Source organism: Neobacillus sp. DHD-1R, from assembly GCF_057747995.1.
Genome location: NZ_CM173232.1, coordinates 1,235,316 through 1,250,894 on the forward strand (window position 1 = coordinate 1,235,316; position 15,579 = coordinate 1,250,894).

Genomic DNA, 15,579 nt, shown 5'->3' on the forward strand with positions numbered 1-15,579 from the left:
AAGTAGTAATGGTATAGGACATGTCTATTTGAAATTTTAATATAAAATTACTTCTAGACAGTATTGTTTGACCTAAAAAAGGCCCTTATATATAGAAGATTATATAAGGGCTTTTTATAAATCAAGGATTTTATTGGAGTGAATACCATGGAGAGCGTTGCGAATGAAGTAATTTATAAGGCCTTTGGATTCTCAGTGAGAAGTAAAATCCCTTTCCCTGAATTATTAGTGATTGATAACGGTAGGAACTCTATAGATATAGAAATTGAATTAAAGGATTTATCAAATTTATGGTTAGAATTATCTGATGCGCAAAACACTTTAATAATAAATGAAAACTTAGTTATGTTTAAGGTTTCAGATACTGCTATTTTTCTTGTTGAAGAGGGAAGAAGAATTACTGTATCACCTCTAAATGAATATAAAGAAGATGTCATACGACTTTATTTGTTGGGAAGTTGTATGGGAGCTATCTTGATGCAAAGAGGAATCTTTCCTTTACATGGGAGCGCCGTTGCCATTAATGGAAAAGCTTACGGTATTATTGGTGATTCCGGGGCCGGAAAGTCTACTTTGGCATCAGCCTTTCTACAGAAAGGATATCAATTGCTTACAGATGATGTGATTGGTGTTTATTTTACGAAAGGTAATGTACCAATGGTGATTCCATCCTATCCCCAACAGAAACTATGGCAGAAAAGCTTAGATGAGTTCGGATTAGATAACAAAGAATTCAGACCAATTTACCAAAGAGAAACGAAGTTTGCTATTCCTATTAAAGACCAATTTATATCTAACCCACTACCACTAACTGGATTATTTGAATTATCCTTAACTGAAATGGAAGAAATAGAGTTTAACCAAATTGAAGGTCTTACTCGTTTACAGACACTATTAATTCATACATACAGGAATCTACTTATTCAAAGTCTTGGCCTAACCAATTGGCATTTTACAAAATCTACGGAAATGATTAACTATATTAAAATGTACCATATAAGTAGACCTAAAAATACATTTACAGCAGATGAGTTGGCATCACTAATTCTAAGCTGTATAAAAGAGGAGATTGAAAATTGAAAATGCTAAGTGTAGATAAACTCTCTTTAGAAACGACTATCGTTCAAAGTCCAGGAAATATCATTAGTGATATGGATGGAGAAACTGTGATGATGAGTATTGATAACGGAAAATACTACAATTTGGGTCTAATTGGTGGAGATATTTGGAAAGGTATAAAAACTCCTATTTCTATTAATAAATTAATCTCAGAATTAACTAACGAGTTTGATGTGGAATTTGATGAATGCCAGAAAGAAGTCATCCCCTTTCTAGAACTGTTATTAAATGAAAAATTAATTATGATTGAAAAAGAGCAATAGAATTATAATTACTTAGATAGTAAGGAAGGATTCATGTAAAGTGAGAAAAATTTGGTTATTCTTCACTTCAGATATTCAGATGAAAAAATTATTGATAGAAGCGTATATTTTGTTAGCATGGGCACACGTGTTAAAAGCCTTTCCTTTTAGCAGGGTTTCCGCCACTCTTGGTTCTCGAATGGACGAAACATCTTTTGAAATAGATCCCGTCAAAATAAAAATATTGAAACAAGTATCACATGCAATCCATATTATGAGTAAATATACTTTTTGGGAAAGCCAATGTTTGATAAAGGCTATAGCATGCATGAAAATGCTAGAACGACGTCAAATTGATAGTACAATCTATTTGGGGACTGCCAAAGATGAGAAGGGAGAAATGATTGCTCATGCCTGGTTAAGAAGTGGTCCTCTTTATTTAACGGGTGCAGCAGAAATGAAGAAATTTGTAGTTGTTAGTAAATTTGCAAAAAAGTCGAGGTATTTATTAAATAAGGAGTAATGACAGTGAAAAAATTCAATCTCGACCTGCGGGATGTTCCGAAAGAATTAATTCTTATACTTGAGATGTTAAGGGATGATGATGATTGCATTCAAAAGTATTTAATAGAGGAATATACCAATATAGATTGGAAAATGTTTTTGAATTTAACCATACATCATCGGGTGTATCCATTATTAGCTTCTAAACTTCAGCGTTTTGATGATTTAATTCCACAATTTGTCATTCAAACAGTTGGTGGATTATATAAGCAAAATATTTTCAAAATGCTCCAGCTGAGTGGGGAAATGGAAGAATTAGCGAAAGTATTTAATATGAATGGTTTAAAAGCCATATTTTTAAAAGGGCCTATGCTTGGTCACGAATTCTATGGTGATATTTCTCTAAGGACGTGTGGGGATTTAGATTTACTTATCCCAATTGAAGAATTAGAAAACATGCATAAACTGCTAGAAACCATTAATTATGTAAAAGACGATTATATTCAGAGTGTATTAGAAGATTGGAAATGGAGACATCACCATGTTACATATCATCATACAACAAAAAATATTAAGGTAGAAATTCATTGGAGACTAAGTCCAGGGCCTGGAAAGGAACCCAGCTTCCACGAATTATGGGAACGCAAAAGAAAAAGCTTATTATCAAACAGTCCAATCTTTTTTTTAGGCAGGGAGGATTTATTTTTATTTCTTGTTTCTCATGGTGCAAGACACGGATGGTCACGTCTGCGTTGGTTAGTAGATATTCATCGAATGATCGGACAGGGAATAGACTGGCAAGAAATCCATTCTCTAGTGAAAGAACACCGCAATTTCCAAGTGGTGGGACAAAGCATTATTTTATCTTCACAACTGTTAAATTCCCAGATAGTTAAAGAAATGCACTGGTTTATTACGAATAAAAGATCAAAATCACTTGCTCAGGCTGCGATATTTTATATAAAACAAATGGTGAATCTACATAATTACCCTTTACCAAAAGATGTTTCTTCCTATCATGCCCGCCATTTATTTCATTTAATGTCTGGTCAGCAAAAGGTATTGTTTATACTAAGTTATTTATATCCCTACCATATCGATACGGTTACATTACCACTTCCATATAAACTCCATTTTTTATATTTTATATTAAGACCTTTTTTATGCTTATGGAGGAAAGCTAGGAAGCAAGAACTATCCTTGGAGGAGCCGAAATGAAAGAAGCCATGTATTTTGTAAAACTTATCCATTCTTATTCTGGTAAAATCCTCTATATTAACCTTTCTGCGATGATATTAATTAGCATATTTGAAGGCGTAGGCATTTTTTTGTTGGTCCCTTTAATTAATTTTACAAATATTCTTGACCTAAAAATGGATGATAGTTATTTAAATAATAAGTTCCTGTCCATTTTCCAAGGTACTTCGCAAACGATTGGTTTTTCATTAATCTTATGTATATTCATATTGGTAATGATAGGACAAAGTTATTTTCAAAGGAATCAAACAATCTTGAATACAAGAATTCAACAAGGATTTGCTCGTTATTTAAGAGAAGAAACGTATAAATCAATATTATTAGCTAATTGGGGTTTTTTTCTGAAAAATCGAAAGTCTGATCTTATTAACTCAATGATTACGGAAACAGGTCGTGTAAGTGGAGGTGTAAATCTTTTTTTAAATTTTATATCTTCCATCATATTTACACTCATTCAAATAGGAATTGCTTGTTTTTTTTCGGTAAAGATGACCATATTGGTTACTACCTTTGGTCTGTTACTTGTTTTTTTCTCGAGAAAGTTCATTAAAAAAAATAGTAAATTAGGTTTGGTCAATCTTGAATTATCCCAAACATATATGGCCGGAATAACCGATCATTTCAATGGGATAAAAGATATTAAAAGTAACAATTTGGAGGAACATCACATTGCATGGTTCAAAAATCTTAATGAAAAAATGGAGAAAAATGTAGTTGAAGCTGTGGATTTAAAAACAAAATCAAACTTTATTTATAAGGTAGTATTTGCATGTTTAATTGGTATTTTTGTATTTATTTCTATAAATATGTTTAATGGTCAATCTGCTTCTTTATTTCTAATTCTTATCATATTTTCTAGATTATGGCCAAGAATAACTGGGATACAATCATCATTGGAACAGTTAGGTTCAGTAGTTCCCGCATTTAAAGGTCTCCTTGCTCTGCAAAAGGAATGTAAAGAGTACCAAGAATTAAATGAAAGAATGATTCAAAATGTTAAACCAATCATAATAAATCAAGGTTTAGAATGTAAAGATGCATATTTTAAATATAATAAAGCAGAGCAAGCATATGCATTACAGAAGGTTAACTTGCAATTTCCCGCTAATCGAATGACAGCCATAGTTGGACCATCTGGAGCTGGTAAAAGCACATTAATAGATTTATTAATGGGGCTTAACAATCCTGAAAAGGGTGAGGTTTTAATTGATGGGAAAATATTATCAAATGAAAATTTACTTGAACTGAGACGGTCGATCAGTTATGTCCCACAAGATCCGTTTCTGTTTAATGCTACATTACGAGAAAATTTATTAATTATTGATCAAAATGCTAATGAGAAACAAATTTGGGAAGCACTAGAATTTGCTGCGGCTGCTGATTTCGTTAGAAAGTTACCTAAAGGACTTGATACCCTCATCGGTGATCGGGGAATAAAGCTATCTGGGGGGGAAAGGCAAAGGCTTGTTCTAGCACGAGCCATTTTGCGCAACCCATCTATTTTAATTTTAGATGAAGCAACAAGTGCATTAGACACAGAGAATGAATCTAAGATTCAAGAAGCACTTGAAAGACTTAAGGGATCGATGACAATCATCGTAATAGCACACCGCCTGTCAACCGTTCGAAATGCAGATCAGGTAGTGGTATTAGATCAAGGTGAGGTTATCCAACAAGGGGAGTTTAACCAGCTTGCTAGTGAGAAAAGAGGGATGTTCAGTCGGTTGCTAAAAAAACAACTGGAAGTTAGTGTTTAATATTTTTAATAAGTAAATGAGACTATTTTAAGAAAATACAAATTGACATGTTCTTTATAATGAACTAAAATAAAAAATGTAAAATCAATTTTAAGTATTTTTTCACTGTATTTGTTCTTTATTTAGAACGTTTTGTTTTTTGGGAAAAAAGTCTAACATAAAAGGTGGCATTATGGATAGTTTTAAAAAAATGAACCAAGTAACTCAAAAAGGGCCAAAGGAAATCAATCTGAAAGAATTGTTCCTTGTGATCAAAAGGCGTTTAATGGTTATTACATTGGTGACCCTTCTAGCTGGAATAGCGGGTTATATCTTAAATCAATCTACAGTGGTCCCGTTATATCAATCTTCATCTAGAATTATTATTGGTGCAGATGGAGAATCTAGAAAAACTCTACAAGTCATTGTAAGAGATTCCTCTATCCTTGATATTGTTGTAAAAAAGTTAGGCTTAAATGAAACATCCGAACAATTGGCAAATCAAATTTCAGTAGCTAGTTTAGAAAACTCTCAGGTAGTCAGCATAAGTGTAGTGGATACTGATCCAGATAGGGCAGCAAAAATTGCCGATACAACCGCCGAGGTTTTTAAAGAGGAAGTTCCCAAAATTGTAGGGGAGGACTATATTCGGATTTTATCCAAGGCAAAGGTAAATCCGGTTCCAATTAATCCAACAACAAATAATAAGCTTCTGTATGGAATAATTGGTGGTCTGGTAATAGGCATCGGAATTGCCTTCTTTTTAGAAACGTTAGATGATAGAATCCTCTCCAAAAAGGACATTGAAGAAATAATGGATGTTCCAGTATTAGGAAGAATACCTAAAATTAATAAAAGGAATATGAAAAGAGCAACAAATAAAAGTAAATTTGAAGTAGAAATGAAGGGTGAGACAATTGATTATAAATAAAAGATCATCAAAGACAACCAAAATAAAGAACCCCTTTGTTACTTACTATTTTCCAGATTCGGTATTAGCAGATCAATTTCAAATGATTCAAACAAATATTAATTTTCTCTTGTCTGAAAAAATGACTCAAACCTTCTTGGTTACCTCTCCTGAAGAAGGAGATGGAAAGTCGACAATGCTAGCCAACCTAGCTGTATCTATGGTACAGCAGAAAAAGAAGGTCCTCTTAATTGATACCAATTTAAGAGCCCCTGCATTACATGATTTCTTTCATACTTCTAACTCAACTGGGTTGACAGATGTACTGACAGGAAGGATGACCTTCAGTGAAGTTGTTCATCATACTGAGATATGGAGACTAGACTTACTGGCAAGTGGTTCAATCCCCAAAAATCCAGTTGAGTTATTAGGTTCAAAAATGATGAAGGATTTGTTAGAAAAAGTAAAAGGTTCTTATGATGTTATTATACTAGATACTGCAGCTCTTCTTAAATTGCCAGATACAAAGCTGTTGGCTGGACTTTGTGATGGTGTACTTTTGGTAGTTAAGAATGGCAAAACAAAACGCCAAAGTGCAACTGAAGCCAAAGCAGTGATAGAATTCGCAAAAGCAAAACTTATCGGGGTAATTTTGAATCAATAGCAAGGGAAAAGGTTATTTTTTTTAATAGAGAAGTTCTTTATTAAGAACATTACTTTTATATTTGGGGTTTGTTAAGTGTCGGAGATGTCTCCTTTCCGTTATCAATGGAGGTACTCGGTCATGCTGTGGGCAGTGAGCCTTAGACGCTAGTCGTCAAAAGTGTGGTGTGAGGATGGGTTAGATGCCCGTTTAAATTTATTTAAAAATGTTAATTATGCGTTCTTTCATGAGTACATATAATTAACATTTTTATTTTAAGGGAGTTGAAAGAATGAAGACTGATTAGAGGTTAGTTACAACATCTTTAATTAAAGGGGGGAAAGCATGACCTATCGGCAACGATTGTCCTTATTTATATTTATTGATTCATGTATTGTAATGACGGCCATATTTATTAGCCGTTTTTTAGTTAATGGAACGATTCAGGTTATTACTTTTCCGATTGTGATAAGTTCGATTATCATTCTATCAAGTCATTTTCTTCTTGCTTTTAGGTTTCATTTGTATAAAAAAGCCTGGGAATATGCAAGTGTTGGAGAATTATTAAGTATTTTAAAAGTAGTAACCACTTCAATCATTATTGCTGCGATTGTTCAGCATTTTATTTTTCATGAGATTTATTTTCGACTAATGGCAGTCACATGGTTACTTAATATGTCTTTCATTGGAGGATCACGTTTTTGCTGGCGGATGCTTCGAGATTCCCGTCTTAATAAGATTGAAAATAAAAAAAGAACACTAATTATCGGGGCAGGGTCTGCTGGAACCATGGTGGCAAGGCAATTGTTACAAAATAAAGAAGCAGATTTAATCCCAATTGCTTTTATTGACGATGATGTTAAAAAGCATAAGCTTGATATCTTAGGCATTCCAGTCTATGGCGGCACCAACAAAATCGAGACGGCGGTTTCGAAATTCGATATCGAAAATATAGTGATTGCGATTCCATCACTTAGCAAAAAAGAGCTAAATGCGATCTTTCTAGAATGTGCAAAAACAGATGCCAAAACACAAATTTTACCATTGCTTGAGGACTTAATGACAGGGAAAGTGTCTGTTAATCAATTTCGTGATGTGCAAGTTGAGGATTTACTGGGCAGGGAACCAGTTGAATTAGATATCGATAGTATTTCAGAAAACATCACCAATAACGTTATTCTAGTTACCGGTGCAGGAGGATCGATCGGATCAGAAATTTGCAGACAGATTACAAATTTTAATCCAAGTAAGCTTGTCCTTTTAGGACATGGTGAGAATAGTATTTACTCGGTCGAAATGGAACTAAAAGAAGCAAATAAACACACAAAAATAGAATTTGTCCCTGTGATTGCCGATATACAGGACGAGAAAAAATTGATGTCGGTTATGAGTAACTATCAACCAGATATTGTTTATCATGCAGCTGCACATAAACATGTACCACTTATGGAAGCTAATCCAGAAGAAGCTGTCAAAAATAACATCATTGGGACAATGAACGTAGCAAAAGCTGCAAGCTGGAATGGAGTAAAAACCTTTGTCATGGTCTCTACTGACAAAGCGGTGAATCCAACTAGTGTAATGGGTGCTGCTAAAAAGCTTGCTGAAATGATTATTCAACATTTGGACAAAGAAAGTACTACTAAATTTGTAGCGGTTCGTTTTGGAAATGTTTTGGGAAGTAGAGGCAGTGTAATCCCATTATTTAAAAAGCAAATTGAAAAGGGCGGACCTGTTACAGTTACCCACCCTGATATGGTTCGTTATTTTATGACAATCCCCGAAGCGTCCAGATTAGTCCTACAAGCTGGCTCACTTGCAAAGGGTGGGGAAATCTTTGTCCTAGATATGGGCGAACCTGTAAAAATTGTTGATTTAGCCAAAAATCTCATTAAACTCTCAGGAAATTCAATTGAGGAAATAGGTATTGAATTTACAGGAATTAGACCTGGGGAGAAGCTGTTTGAAGAATTATTGAAAAAAGAAGAAGTTCATGAGCAGCAAATATACCCTAAGATTTATATAGGAAAGACGTCTGAATTATTTATTCAAGAAATAGAAGATATTATCACATCGTACACAAGCCTTGATTCTGGGGAAATTAGAAAAAGACTTATAACGTTAGCCAACTATAACGAAATACCAAAACTAACTGTGTCGGTTTAAAGGGGGGCATACAATGAAAGCAATTATTCCAACAGTTGGTCTTTACTACGAGGTATTATCGAACATATTGTTGTATAAAAATAAAGCCAGATTTAAATTTTATAATACGCTGAAGGGATTTATGGTATGACTGTCCTCTGGATCAATCTTGCTATTGTATTTCTATGTTCATTACTTTCACGATATTTTTCAAGAACCCTAGTTTTTAATGGTTCGTTGGTGTCAATAAAACCAAATAAATTATTTGTTTTTGGTACGATGTTATCTTTTATTTTAGTTTCTGGACTACGTAATAATATAGGAGATACTCCCTTCTATGTACATACCTACAATATTACTAATTTTACCTGGGATTTAGTGAAATCTCAGGATGATATTGGATTTGGTGTTCTTCAAATGGTTTTAAAAAGGTTTTCAAATGATCCACAAATATTAATATTTACAACTGCTGCAATTACGAATCTTCTTATTATTATGGGACTATATAAATATTCAAGATTGTTTGAATTAAGTTTTTATGTTTATATAACTGGTGGTCTTTTTTTAGTAACCATGAATGGAATTAGACAATGTCTAGCAACAGCCATTATTTTCACAGGTACTAAATATTTAATTGAGGGTAATTGGTTTAAATATGTTTTACTCGTTATATTTGCTTCATTTTTTCATCAAAGTGCACTGATCTTAATTCCAATCTATTTTTTAGTAAGATATAGAGCGTGGTCAAAGGCGACGTTGATCCTATTACTTTGTTCTGTACTTATTGTGTTAGGGTTTAATCAGTTTTCAAGTATATTATTTTCTGCAATTCAGGATAGTCAATACGGTGTATACAGTCAATTTAATGAAGGAGGAGCAAATATTTTAAGGGTAATCGTGTTTGCCGTTCCCTTGATCATTGCTTTTTTTGGTAGAGAAAAACTGAGAGAAATATATCCAGAAAGTGATGTTATCGTAAATATGGCGATAATCGGTCTGTCCTTTATGATTATATCAATGGGGAATTGGATTTTTGCCAGGTTTAGTATCTATTTTGAACTATACCAAATAATCTTACTATCATGGATTATTAAGGTTTTTAGAAAAAAGGACGAGAAGCTTGTGTATTATGCCATTATAATATGCTATTTTGCCTATTATTTCTTTGAAAGTGTGATTAATTTAAATATCATCTATAAAAGTAATTACTTTGGTTAACAATCCTCACTTCAATCAAAGTGAGGAATTTTTTTAAATAAGAATAAATAGTATTACTAAGAGAGGTTAGTAAGATGGCTTTATCAGAACATTTAACCCAACAGAGATTGAAAGCAATATTGTTGAATATTTATGTAAAGGGGATAGAGACTGAAAACATAAATATTAAAGATGTAATTGAAGAAATAAAAAAACAATTATTAGCTGATTCCAAATAGCTTGGGAGGTTAGAATATGAAGCGGCTATTTGACTTTACGATTTCTTTAATACTGCTCGTAAGTCTTTCACCCATTTTTATCGTGATTGGATTGTTAATTAAACTGAAGCTGGGTTCTCCTATCTTCTTTAAACAGAATCGCCCTGGTTTATATGGAAAACCTTTTTGCTTGTATAAGTTTCGAACTATGACAGATGAAAAAGATGATCAAGGTCAATTGCAGCCAGATTATATCAGATTAACATCTTTTGGAAGATTACTTCGTAAATACAGCTTAGATGAATATCCCCAATTATGGAATGTGATAACAGGTGATTTGAGTTTAGTTGGGCCAAGACCTCTGCTAGTTGAATACTTGCCACTTTATACAAAAGAGCAATCCTTAAGGCACAACGTAAGACCGGGGATAACAGGGTGGGCCCAAGTGAATGGGAGAAATACTCTTTCTTGGGATGAGAAATTCAAGTTAGATGTTTGGTACGTTAAGAACCAAACCTTCTTTCTCGATATGAAAATTCTATTTTTAACAGCTTATAAGGTAATCATATCTGATGGAATTAATCAACCTGGAAAGGTAACAGTGGAGACCTTTAAAGGCTCTAACTCCTCAATGGGAGGAGGAAACCCATGAATGTTGTTGTCATCGGCCATGGGGGGCATAGTAAAGTAGTCTCTGATATTATTCGATCAATCAAAGGTCTCCAAATCATCGGATATCTTGATAATAAGTATGAAAAAATTCAAGTTTTGAACAACGTCATTTGTGGTCCTGTTGAAGCAGCAAATCAATTTAAGATAGAAAATAAGAATGTAAAATTTGTCATGGCTATTGGCGATAACAGAGCAAGAAAATTAGTCGCTGAGAAGCTGGACTTATCTAGAAGAAACTTTGTAACAATTATCCATCCTTCTGCAAGTATAAGCCCAAGTGCAAAAATAGGGCATGGTACTGTTGTCATGCCACAAGCCGTCATTAATGCAGATGTGATGATTGGGGATCATTGCATCATCAATTCATGCTCAGTAGTGGAGCACGATAGCTTACTAGAAGATTTTGTTCACCTCTGCCCTAATAGTACGATTGCAGGGACGGTGGTACTGCGTGAGGGTTCATGTGTAGGAAGCGGAGCAACCATTATCCCAAATAAAAGAATAGGTGAATGGACAATGATTGGTGCAGGAGCAACTGTATTAGATCACCTTCCTGCAAATTGTCTAGCTGTGGGAATACCTGCCAAGGTAAAGATAAATAATAAAGTGAACGCGGGGTGAAGTCAGTGGATCAACCAACCTATAAAAAAAGGATTTTTCTATCATCTCCTCATATGAGTGGAAAGGAACATAAATATATAAATGAAGCATTTGAAACAAATTGGATTGCTCCGCTTGGACCAAATGTGGATGCTTTTGAAGCGGAAATAGCTCAATACGTGGGAGCCAGTGAAGCAGTGGCCGTCAGTTCAGGAACGGCAGCTATTCATTTGGCTCTTTCTTTATTAGGGGTAGGACACGGTGATATGGTGTTTTGCTCGAGTCTTACCTTTATTGCCAGTGCCAATCCGATTATTTATCAGGGGGCCGTACCGGTTTTTATCGATTCTGAACCTGACACATGGAATATGTCGCCACAAGCTTTAGAGAGAGCTTTTCATGATGCCATAAAGGGAGGAACTCTTCCGAAGGCTGTAATTGTTGTAAATTTGTATGGACAAAGCGCTAAAATGGATGAAATTACGGACATCTGCAATCGATATGGAATTCCTATCATTGAAGATGCAGCAGAGTCACTTGGCGCTATGTATAAAGGGAAAGCAAGTGGAACATTTGGGAAATTTGGCGTTTTTTCCTTTAATGGCAACAAGATTATTACCACTTCCGGAGGAGGAATGTTGGTTTCAGATGATCGTGAGGCATTACAAAGGGCAAGATTCTTAGCTACACAAGCACGTGATTTCTCACCACACTACCAACACAGTCAAATCGGATTCAATTATCGATTGAGTAACATTTTAGCAGGGGTTGGAAGAGCGCAATTAGAAGTACTGGAGGAAAGAATTTCTGCAAGAAGAGTGATTTTTCAACGATACTTTGATGAACTTTCCAATTTACCTGGCTTAACATTTATGCCTGAGTTAACAGATACTTATTCTAATAGATGGTTAACCGCATTAACTATCAATGAGATAGAGGCTGGAGTCTCAGTTACAGAGATACTGAGTGCATTAAGTGAGGAAAATATTGAAGCAAGGCCGGTTTGGAAGCCACTTCACCTTCAACCTGTATTTGCGGGAAGGAAATATTACTCTCATAATGAACAAAAAAGTATTTCAGAAAGCCTCTTTAATAATGGGTTGTGCTTGCCTTCAGGGTCGAATATGACGGAGGCAGATATAGAAACTGTCATTCACCATATCAAACAAACAGTTATTAAAAGGAAGGAAAGAGCGGATATGTTTACTATATAGTCATTTAATTTATGAAAAACGGGGTATGAGGCGTGATTGGAAAAACGATGTATGATTTACGGAAGCAAAAGGGGTTAACTTTGTCCGAATTAGCTAAACGGGCAAATATATCAAAGTCTTACTTAAGTAATATTGAACGTAATCTGAATAGGAATCCGTCTATCGAAGTTGTAAAAAGAATTGCTACAGTGCTTGAAATTGATTTAGATTCATTTTTGAGTCCAGTAAAAACAGATGAAGTTCAAAAAAAAATAGATCCAATTTTGATTGAATTCGCAGCAGAATTAAAGGAGACAGGAATAGAAAAAGAGCAAATTAAAGACTATAAAACGTTAATTGAATTTATTAATTGGAGAAATCAAAATTCAAGAATAGAGAATAACAGAGGTAAGTCCAATGGACGATATAACCAAGATACCTAGGATGATTCATTATTGTTGGTTTGGCGGAAAAGAAAAACCAGGGATTGTGAAAAAATGTATAGAGAGCTGGAAAGAGCATCTACCACACTATGAAATTTTAGAATGGAATGAAAGTAATTTTAATATAAATGTGAATTCATATGTGAAAGAAGCTTACAATGCGGGGAAATTTGCCTTTGTCAGTGATTATGTCCGAGTGTACGCTCTCTATAATTATGGTGGGATTTATTTAGATACAGATGTTGAAGTGTTTAAACCCTTTGATGACCTCTTACATGTTACTTCCTTTTGGGGATTTGAACAAGAAAACTTTATTGCTACAAGCACGATTGGGGCGGAAAAGGGAAATGCATTAATAAAGGAATTCCTAGAATCCTATAATGATAAAAAGTTCATAAAAAATGATGGCACATTCAATAATCTTACCAATGTAGCTTTTATTACTAAGTTACTTGAAGAGAAGGGATTAAAAGCAAATGGACAATATCAAGAAATAAATGAGCTTGGAGTTTTTTATCCACAGACCTATTTTTCTCCTTATGATTATATCAATTGCCAAACATTCATTACCGAAAAAACATATACAATCCATCACTTTTATAAAAGTTGGCTGCCATTAGCGAAAAGAATTAAAGGGAAAATAAAATTTATTTTGTCAAAACTAATAGGTGGTCATAATATTGCTAGAATAAGAAAAATATCCCGCTGAAGTTTTTAAGGAGAATGAGTATGGTTAAGAAAATAGTTAGGACCCTTATATCCGAGTGTAAAAATCGTGGTGTATTTATAACCATTTTAATGAACCTCTCCCACTTCATTGGTATAGTAAGGGGATTGTTTTTTAAAATTTTGTATTTTAGAAATATAAAATCCACCATCTTTTCTCTACAAGTAAATAGTAAGATAGAAGTTTTTAATAATCAGGCAAAAATTCATATAGGAAAATTTGTCTTTATACGGAAGAATGCCAGCATTCGAATTGATTATAATGGTGTCCTCACGATAGGAAATAATGTGTTTATTAATGATAATTGTAATATTAATTGTGTTAACCGAATCACAATCGGAAAGAACACTAAAATTGCCCCCAATGTGTGCATTAACGACCATGATCATAATTATAAAAAAAATACCACTGACCATTTAGTAAGAGGAGAAGTAACCATTGGTGAAAACGTTTGGATTGGGTCGAATGTCGTGATTTTAAGAAATACCCATATCGGAGATAATGTCGTTGTTGCTGCTGGAAGTATTGTTAAAGGTATCATACCGCCCCATACATTATTTTTAAATAAAAGAGAGACGGAAGTAAAACCGTATAAAAGTAAAGATAGGGTTGTACAGTTTAGTGGTTAATACTTCTTTTTAGTGAGGATAAAGGATGAAAAAGAATATTTTAATTTCGGTTTATAATATGGAAATTGGCGGAATTGAGAGAAGTTTGATTAATATGTTAGAAAGCTTTGACTATCAAAAATACAATGTCGATCTGTTAATCTTCCATCATGTCGGCGAGTTTATGAATTTAATTCCTAAGTCAGTAAATATTCTGCCTCAGGTAAAAAAGTACACGGTTTTTCGAAAACCGGTTACGCTTTGCCTTAAAGAAAGACAATATTCTTTAGCTTTTATTAGGGTATTGTCAAAGTATATAGCAAAAATTAAATCAACATCTAGAAACTTGGAAGAGGGAGCAGGATATATACAGATGCAGCTAACTCAAAAATACTCCTCCTTCTTTTTACCAAAGCTCGATAAAAAATACGATGTAGCCATCAGCTATGCGTGGCCGCATGATATCATTGTAAATAAGGTAAATGCTAAGAAAAAAATGGCCTGGGTTCATACTGATTATAGTAAGTTGGAAATTGATAATGAGCTGGACCTTAAAGTTTGGAATCAATTTGATTATATTGCGTCCGTATCAGATGCATGCAGGGATGCCTTTTTATCTACGTATCCAACCTTGATGGAGAAAGTGATAGTTGTAGAAAATATAACTTCACCTAATTTTATAAAGAAAATGGCGGAGGAAGAGCTGCCACTTAATCAAGAAAAATCTCAAACCTTTAATCTAGTCTCCGTAGGTAGATTGTCTTATGTTAAAGGTTTTGACCTGGCTATAGAAGCGCTGAAACTTTTGCATAACAAAGGTTTAACCAATATTAAATGGTACATCATCGGTTACGGAGGATATGAGAAAGAATTGAAAGATTTAATTTCTAAGCATGGTTTAAAAGAGAGCTTTATCCTTTTAGGAAAAAAAACAAATCCTTATCCTTTTATAAAAAATTGCGATCTATATGTACAGCCTTCTAGATATGAGGGAAAAGCGGTAACGGTTTCGGAAGCTAAAATACTAGCGAAACCTATTCTCATTACAAAATATCCAACGGCAGCTAGCCAAATTGAAGATGGAGTTGAAGGATTGATTTGTGACTTAAGTGTCCCAGGTATAGCGAAAGGCATTGAGGAATTTTATTGTAATCAAGAAATGAAGAATACTTTAGTGAACAATATAAGAAATCAAGACTATAGCAATTGTTATGAACTAGAAAAGCTATATAAAATTTTAAGTTAATTTAAAAGGTTTTTTTAGGTAGTTTCAAAATAAATTCTGTAGATTTATGTCGAAGAGATGTTCTTTAAAAAGAATTTATTGTAAGTTATAATGTAAAAAGATGAAACAGAACAGAATCT

At 33.9% G+C, this 15,579-nt stretch carries 17 protein-coding genes; all 17 read left to right on the top strand.

What is annotated here, in order from left to right:
• Positions 1-147: 147 nt before the first annotated feature.
• The 17 genes from AC3ANL_RS05800 (at position 148) to AC3ANL_RS05880 (ending at position 15,460) form a co-directional block, all read left to right on the top strand.
• Positions 148-1,080 carry an aldolase gene (locus AC3ANL_RS05800; protein ID WP_488328309.1) on the top strand — a complete coding sequence of 311 codons (933 nt, stop codon included), beginning with the start codon at positions 148-150 and terminating at the stop codon, positions 1,078-1,080.
• Between the two features lie 2 nt (positions 1,081-1,082).
• Positions 1,083-1,382: a lasso peptide biosynthesis PqqD family chaperone gene (locus AC3ANL_RS05805; protein ID WP_488329667.1), complete on the top strand. Its 300-nt coding sequence runs from the start codon at positions 1,083-1,085 to the stop codon at positions 1,380-1,382.
• A 79-nt stretch (positions 1,383-1,461) separates the two neighbouring features.
• Positions 1,462-1,884 (top strand): lasso peptide biosynthesis B2 protein, encoded by a 423-nt coding sequence (locus tag AC3ANL_RS05810; protein ID WP_488329668.1) that lies wholly within the window; start codon positions 1,462-1,464, stop codon positions 1,882-1,884.
• A complete protein-coding gene (locus AC3ANL_RS05815) occupies positions 1,884-3,083 on the top strand; it encodes a nucleotidyltransferase domain-containing protein (RefSeq protein WP_488328310.1) in 1,200 nt (399 codons plus the stop codon). The genes AC3ANL_RS05810 and AC3ANL_RS05815 overlap by 1 nt, the downstream gene beginning before the upstream one ends.
• Entirely contained in the window at positions 3,080-4,879 is a 1,800-nt protein-coding gene (locus AC3ANL_RS05820) for an ABC transporter ATP-binding protein (protein ID WP_488328311.1), read from the top strand. Before AC3ANL_RS05815 ends, AC3ANL_RS05820 begins: the two co-directional genes overlap by 4 nt.
• 172 nt (positions 4,880-5,051) lie before the next feature.
• Positions 5,052-5,789: a YveK family protein gene (locus AC3ANL_RS05825; protein WP_488328312.1), complete on the top strand. Its 738-nt coding sequence runs from the start codon at positions 5,052-5,054 to the stop codon at positions 5,787-5,789.
• Positions 5,776-6,432, top strand: a complete 657-nt coding sequence (locus AC3ANL_RS05830; protein WP_488328313.1) for a CpsD/CapB family tyrosine-protein kinase — start codon at positions 5,776-5,778, stop codon at positions 6,430-6,432. The genes AC3ANL_RS05825 and AC3ANL_RS05830 overlap by 14 nt, the downstream gene beginning before the upstream one ends.
• A gap of 324 nt (positions 6,433-6,756) precedes the next feature.
• Positions 6,757-8,577: a polysaccharide biosynthesis protein gene (locus AC3ANL_RS05835; RefSeq protein ID WP_488328314.1), complete on the top strand. Its 1,821-nt coding sequence runs from the start codon at positions 6,757-6,759 to the stop codon at positions 8,575-8,577.
• Positions 8,578-8,703: 126 nt separating this feature from the next.
• Positions 8,704-9,774 (top strand): EpsG family protein, encoded by a 1,071-nt coding sequence (locus tag AC3ANL_RS05840; protein ID WP_488328315.1) that lies wholly within the window; start codon positions 8,704-8,706, stop codon positions 9,772-9,774.
• A 74-nt stretch (positions 9,775-9,848) separates the two neighbouring features.
• Positions 9,849-9,992: a YwzD family small protein gene (locus AC3ANL_RS05845; protein ID WP_488328316.1), complete on the top strand. Its 144-nt coding sequence runs from the start codon at positions 9,849-9,851 to the stop codon at positions 9,990-9,992.
• Positions 9,993-10,008: 16 nt separating this feature from the next.
• A complete protein-coding gene (locus tag AC3ANL_RS05850; RefSeq protein WP_488328317.1) occupies positions 10,009-10,623 on the top strand; it encodes a sugar transferase in 615 nt (204 codons plus the stop codon).
• Entirely contained in the window at positions 10,620-11,264 is a 645-nt protein-coding gene (locus AC3ANL_RS05855; RefSeq protein WP_488328318.1) for an acetyltransferase, read from the top strand. Before AC3ANL_RS05850 ends, AC3ANL_RS05855 begins: the two co-directional genes overlap by 4 nt.
• Positions 11,265-11,317: 53 nt before the next feature.
• Positions 11,318-12,457, top strand: coding sequence for a DegT/DnrJ/EryC1/StrS family aminotransferase (locus AC3ANL_RS05860; protein WP_488329669.1), 1,140 nt, complete (start codon positions 11,318-11,320; stop codon positions 12,455-12,457).
• A gap of 32 nt (positions 12,458-12,489) precedes the next feature.
• Complete coding sequence (locus tag AC3ANL_RS05865; protein WP_488328319.1) at positions 12,490-12,879, top strand: helix-turn-helix domain-containing protein; 390 nt, start codon at positions 12,490-12,492, stop codon at positions 12,877-12,879.
• Positions 12,854-13,588, top strand: a complete 735-nt coding sequence (locus tag AC3ANL_RS05870) for a glycosyltransferase family 32 protein (RefSeq protein WP_488328320.1) — start codon at positions 12,854-12,856, stop codon at positions 13,586-13,588. Before AC3ANL_RS05865 ends, AC3ANL_RS05870 begins: the two co-directional genes overlap by 26 nt.
• Before the next feature lie 20 nt (positions 13,589-13,608).
• On the top strand, positions 13,609-14,235 hold the full coding sequence (locus AC3ANL_RS05875) for an acyltransferase (RefSeq protein WP_488328321.1): 627 nt from the start codon (positions 13,609-13,611) through the stop codon (positions 14,233-14,235).
• A 25-nt stretch (positions 14,236-14,260) separates the two neighbouring features.
• Positions 14,261-15,460 (top strand): glycosyltransferase, encoded by a 1,200-nt coding sequence (locus AC3ANL_RS05880; RefSeq protein WP_488328322.1) that lies wholly within the window; start codon positions 14,261-14,263, stop codon positions 15,458-15,460.
• Positions 15,461-15,579 lie beyond the last annotated feature (119 nt).

Excerpts from the sequence above, each read along its gene's own strand:
- AC3ANL_RS05800 (WP_488328309.1), top strand. The coding sequence starts at position 148 with ATGGAGAGCGTTGCGAATGAAGTAATTTATAAGGCCTTTGGATTCTCA.
- AC3ANL_RS05805 (WP_488329667.1), top strand. The coding sequence starts at position 1,083 with ATGCTAAGTGTAGATAAACTCTCTTTAGAAACGACTATCGTTCAAAGT.
- AC3ANL_RS05810 (WP_488329668.1), top strand. The coding sequence starts at position 1,462 with ATGAAAAAATTATTGATAGAAGCGTATATTTTGTTAGCATGGGCACAC.
- AC3ANL_RS05815 (WP_488328310.1), top strand. The coding sequence starts at position 1,884 with ATGACAGTGAAAAAATTCAATCTCGACCTGCGGGATGTTCCGAAAGAA.
- AC3ANL_RS05820 (WP_488328311.1), top strand. The coding sequence starts at position 3,080 with ATGAAAGAAGCCATGTATTTTGTAAAACTTATCCATTCTTATTCTGGT.
- AC3ANL_RS05825 (WP_488328312.1), top strand. The coding sequence starts at position 5,052 with ATGGATAGTTTTAAAAAAATGAACCAAGTAACTCAAAAAGGGCCAAAG.
- AC3ANL_RS05835 (WP_488328314.1), top strand. The coding sequence starts at position 6,757 with ATGACCTATCGGCAACGATTGTCCTTATTTATATTTATTGATTCATGT.
- AC3ANL_RS05840 (WP_488328315.1), top strand. The coding sequence starts at position 8,704 with ATGACTGTCCTCTGGATCAATCTTGCTATTGTATTTCTATGTTCATTA.
- AC3ANL_RS05845 (WP_488328316.1), top strand. The coding sequence starts at position 9,849 with ATGGCTTTATCAGAACATTTAACCCAACAGAGATTGAAAGCAATATTG.
- AC3ANL_RS05850 (WP_488328317.1), top strand. The coding sequence starts at position 10,009 with ATGAAGCGGCTATTTGACTTTACGATTTCTTTAATACTGCTCGTAAGT.
- AC3ANL_RS05855 (WP_488328318.1), top strand. The coding sequence starts at position 10,620 with ATGAATGTTGTTGTCATCGGCCATGGGGGGCATAGTAAAGTAGTCTCT.
- AC3ANL_RS05860 (WP_488329669.1), top strand. The coding sequence starts at position 11,318 with ATGAGTGGAAAGGAACATAAATATATAAATGAAGCATTTGAAACAAAT.
- AC3ANL_RS05870 (WP_488328320.1), top strand. The coding sequence starts at position 12,854 with ATGGACGATATAACCAAGATACCTAGGATGATTCATTATTGTTGGTTT.
- AC3ANL_RS05875 (WP_488328321.1), top strand. The coding sequence starts at position 13,609 with ATGGTTAAGAAAATAGTTAGGACCCTTATATCCGAGTGTAAAAATCGT.
- AC3ANL_RS05880 (WP_488328322.1), top strand. The coding sequence starts at position 14,261 with ATGAAAAAGAATATTTTAATTTCGGTTTATAATATGGAAATTGGCGGA.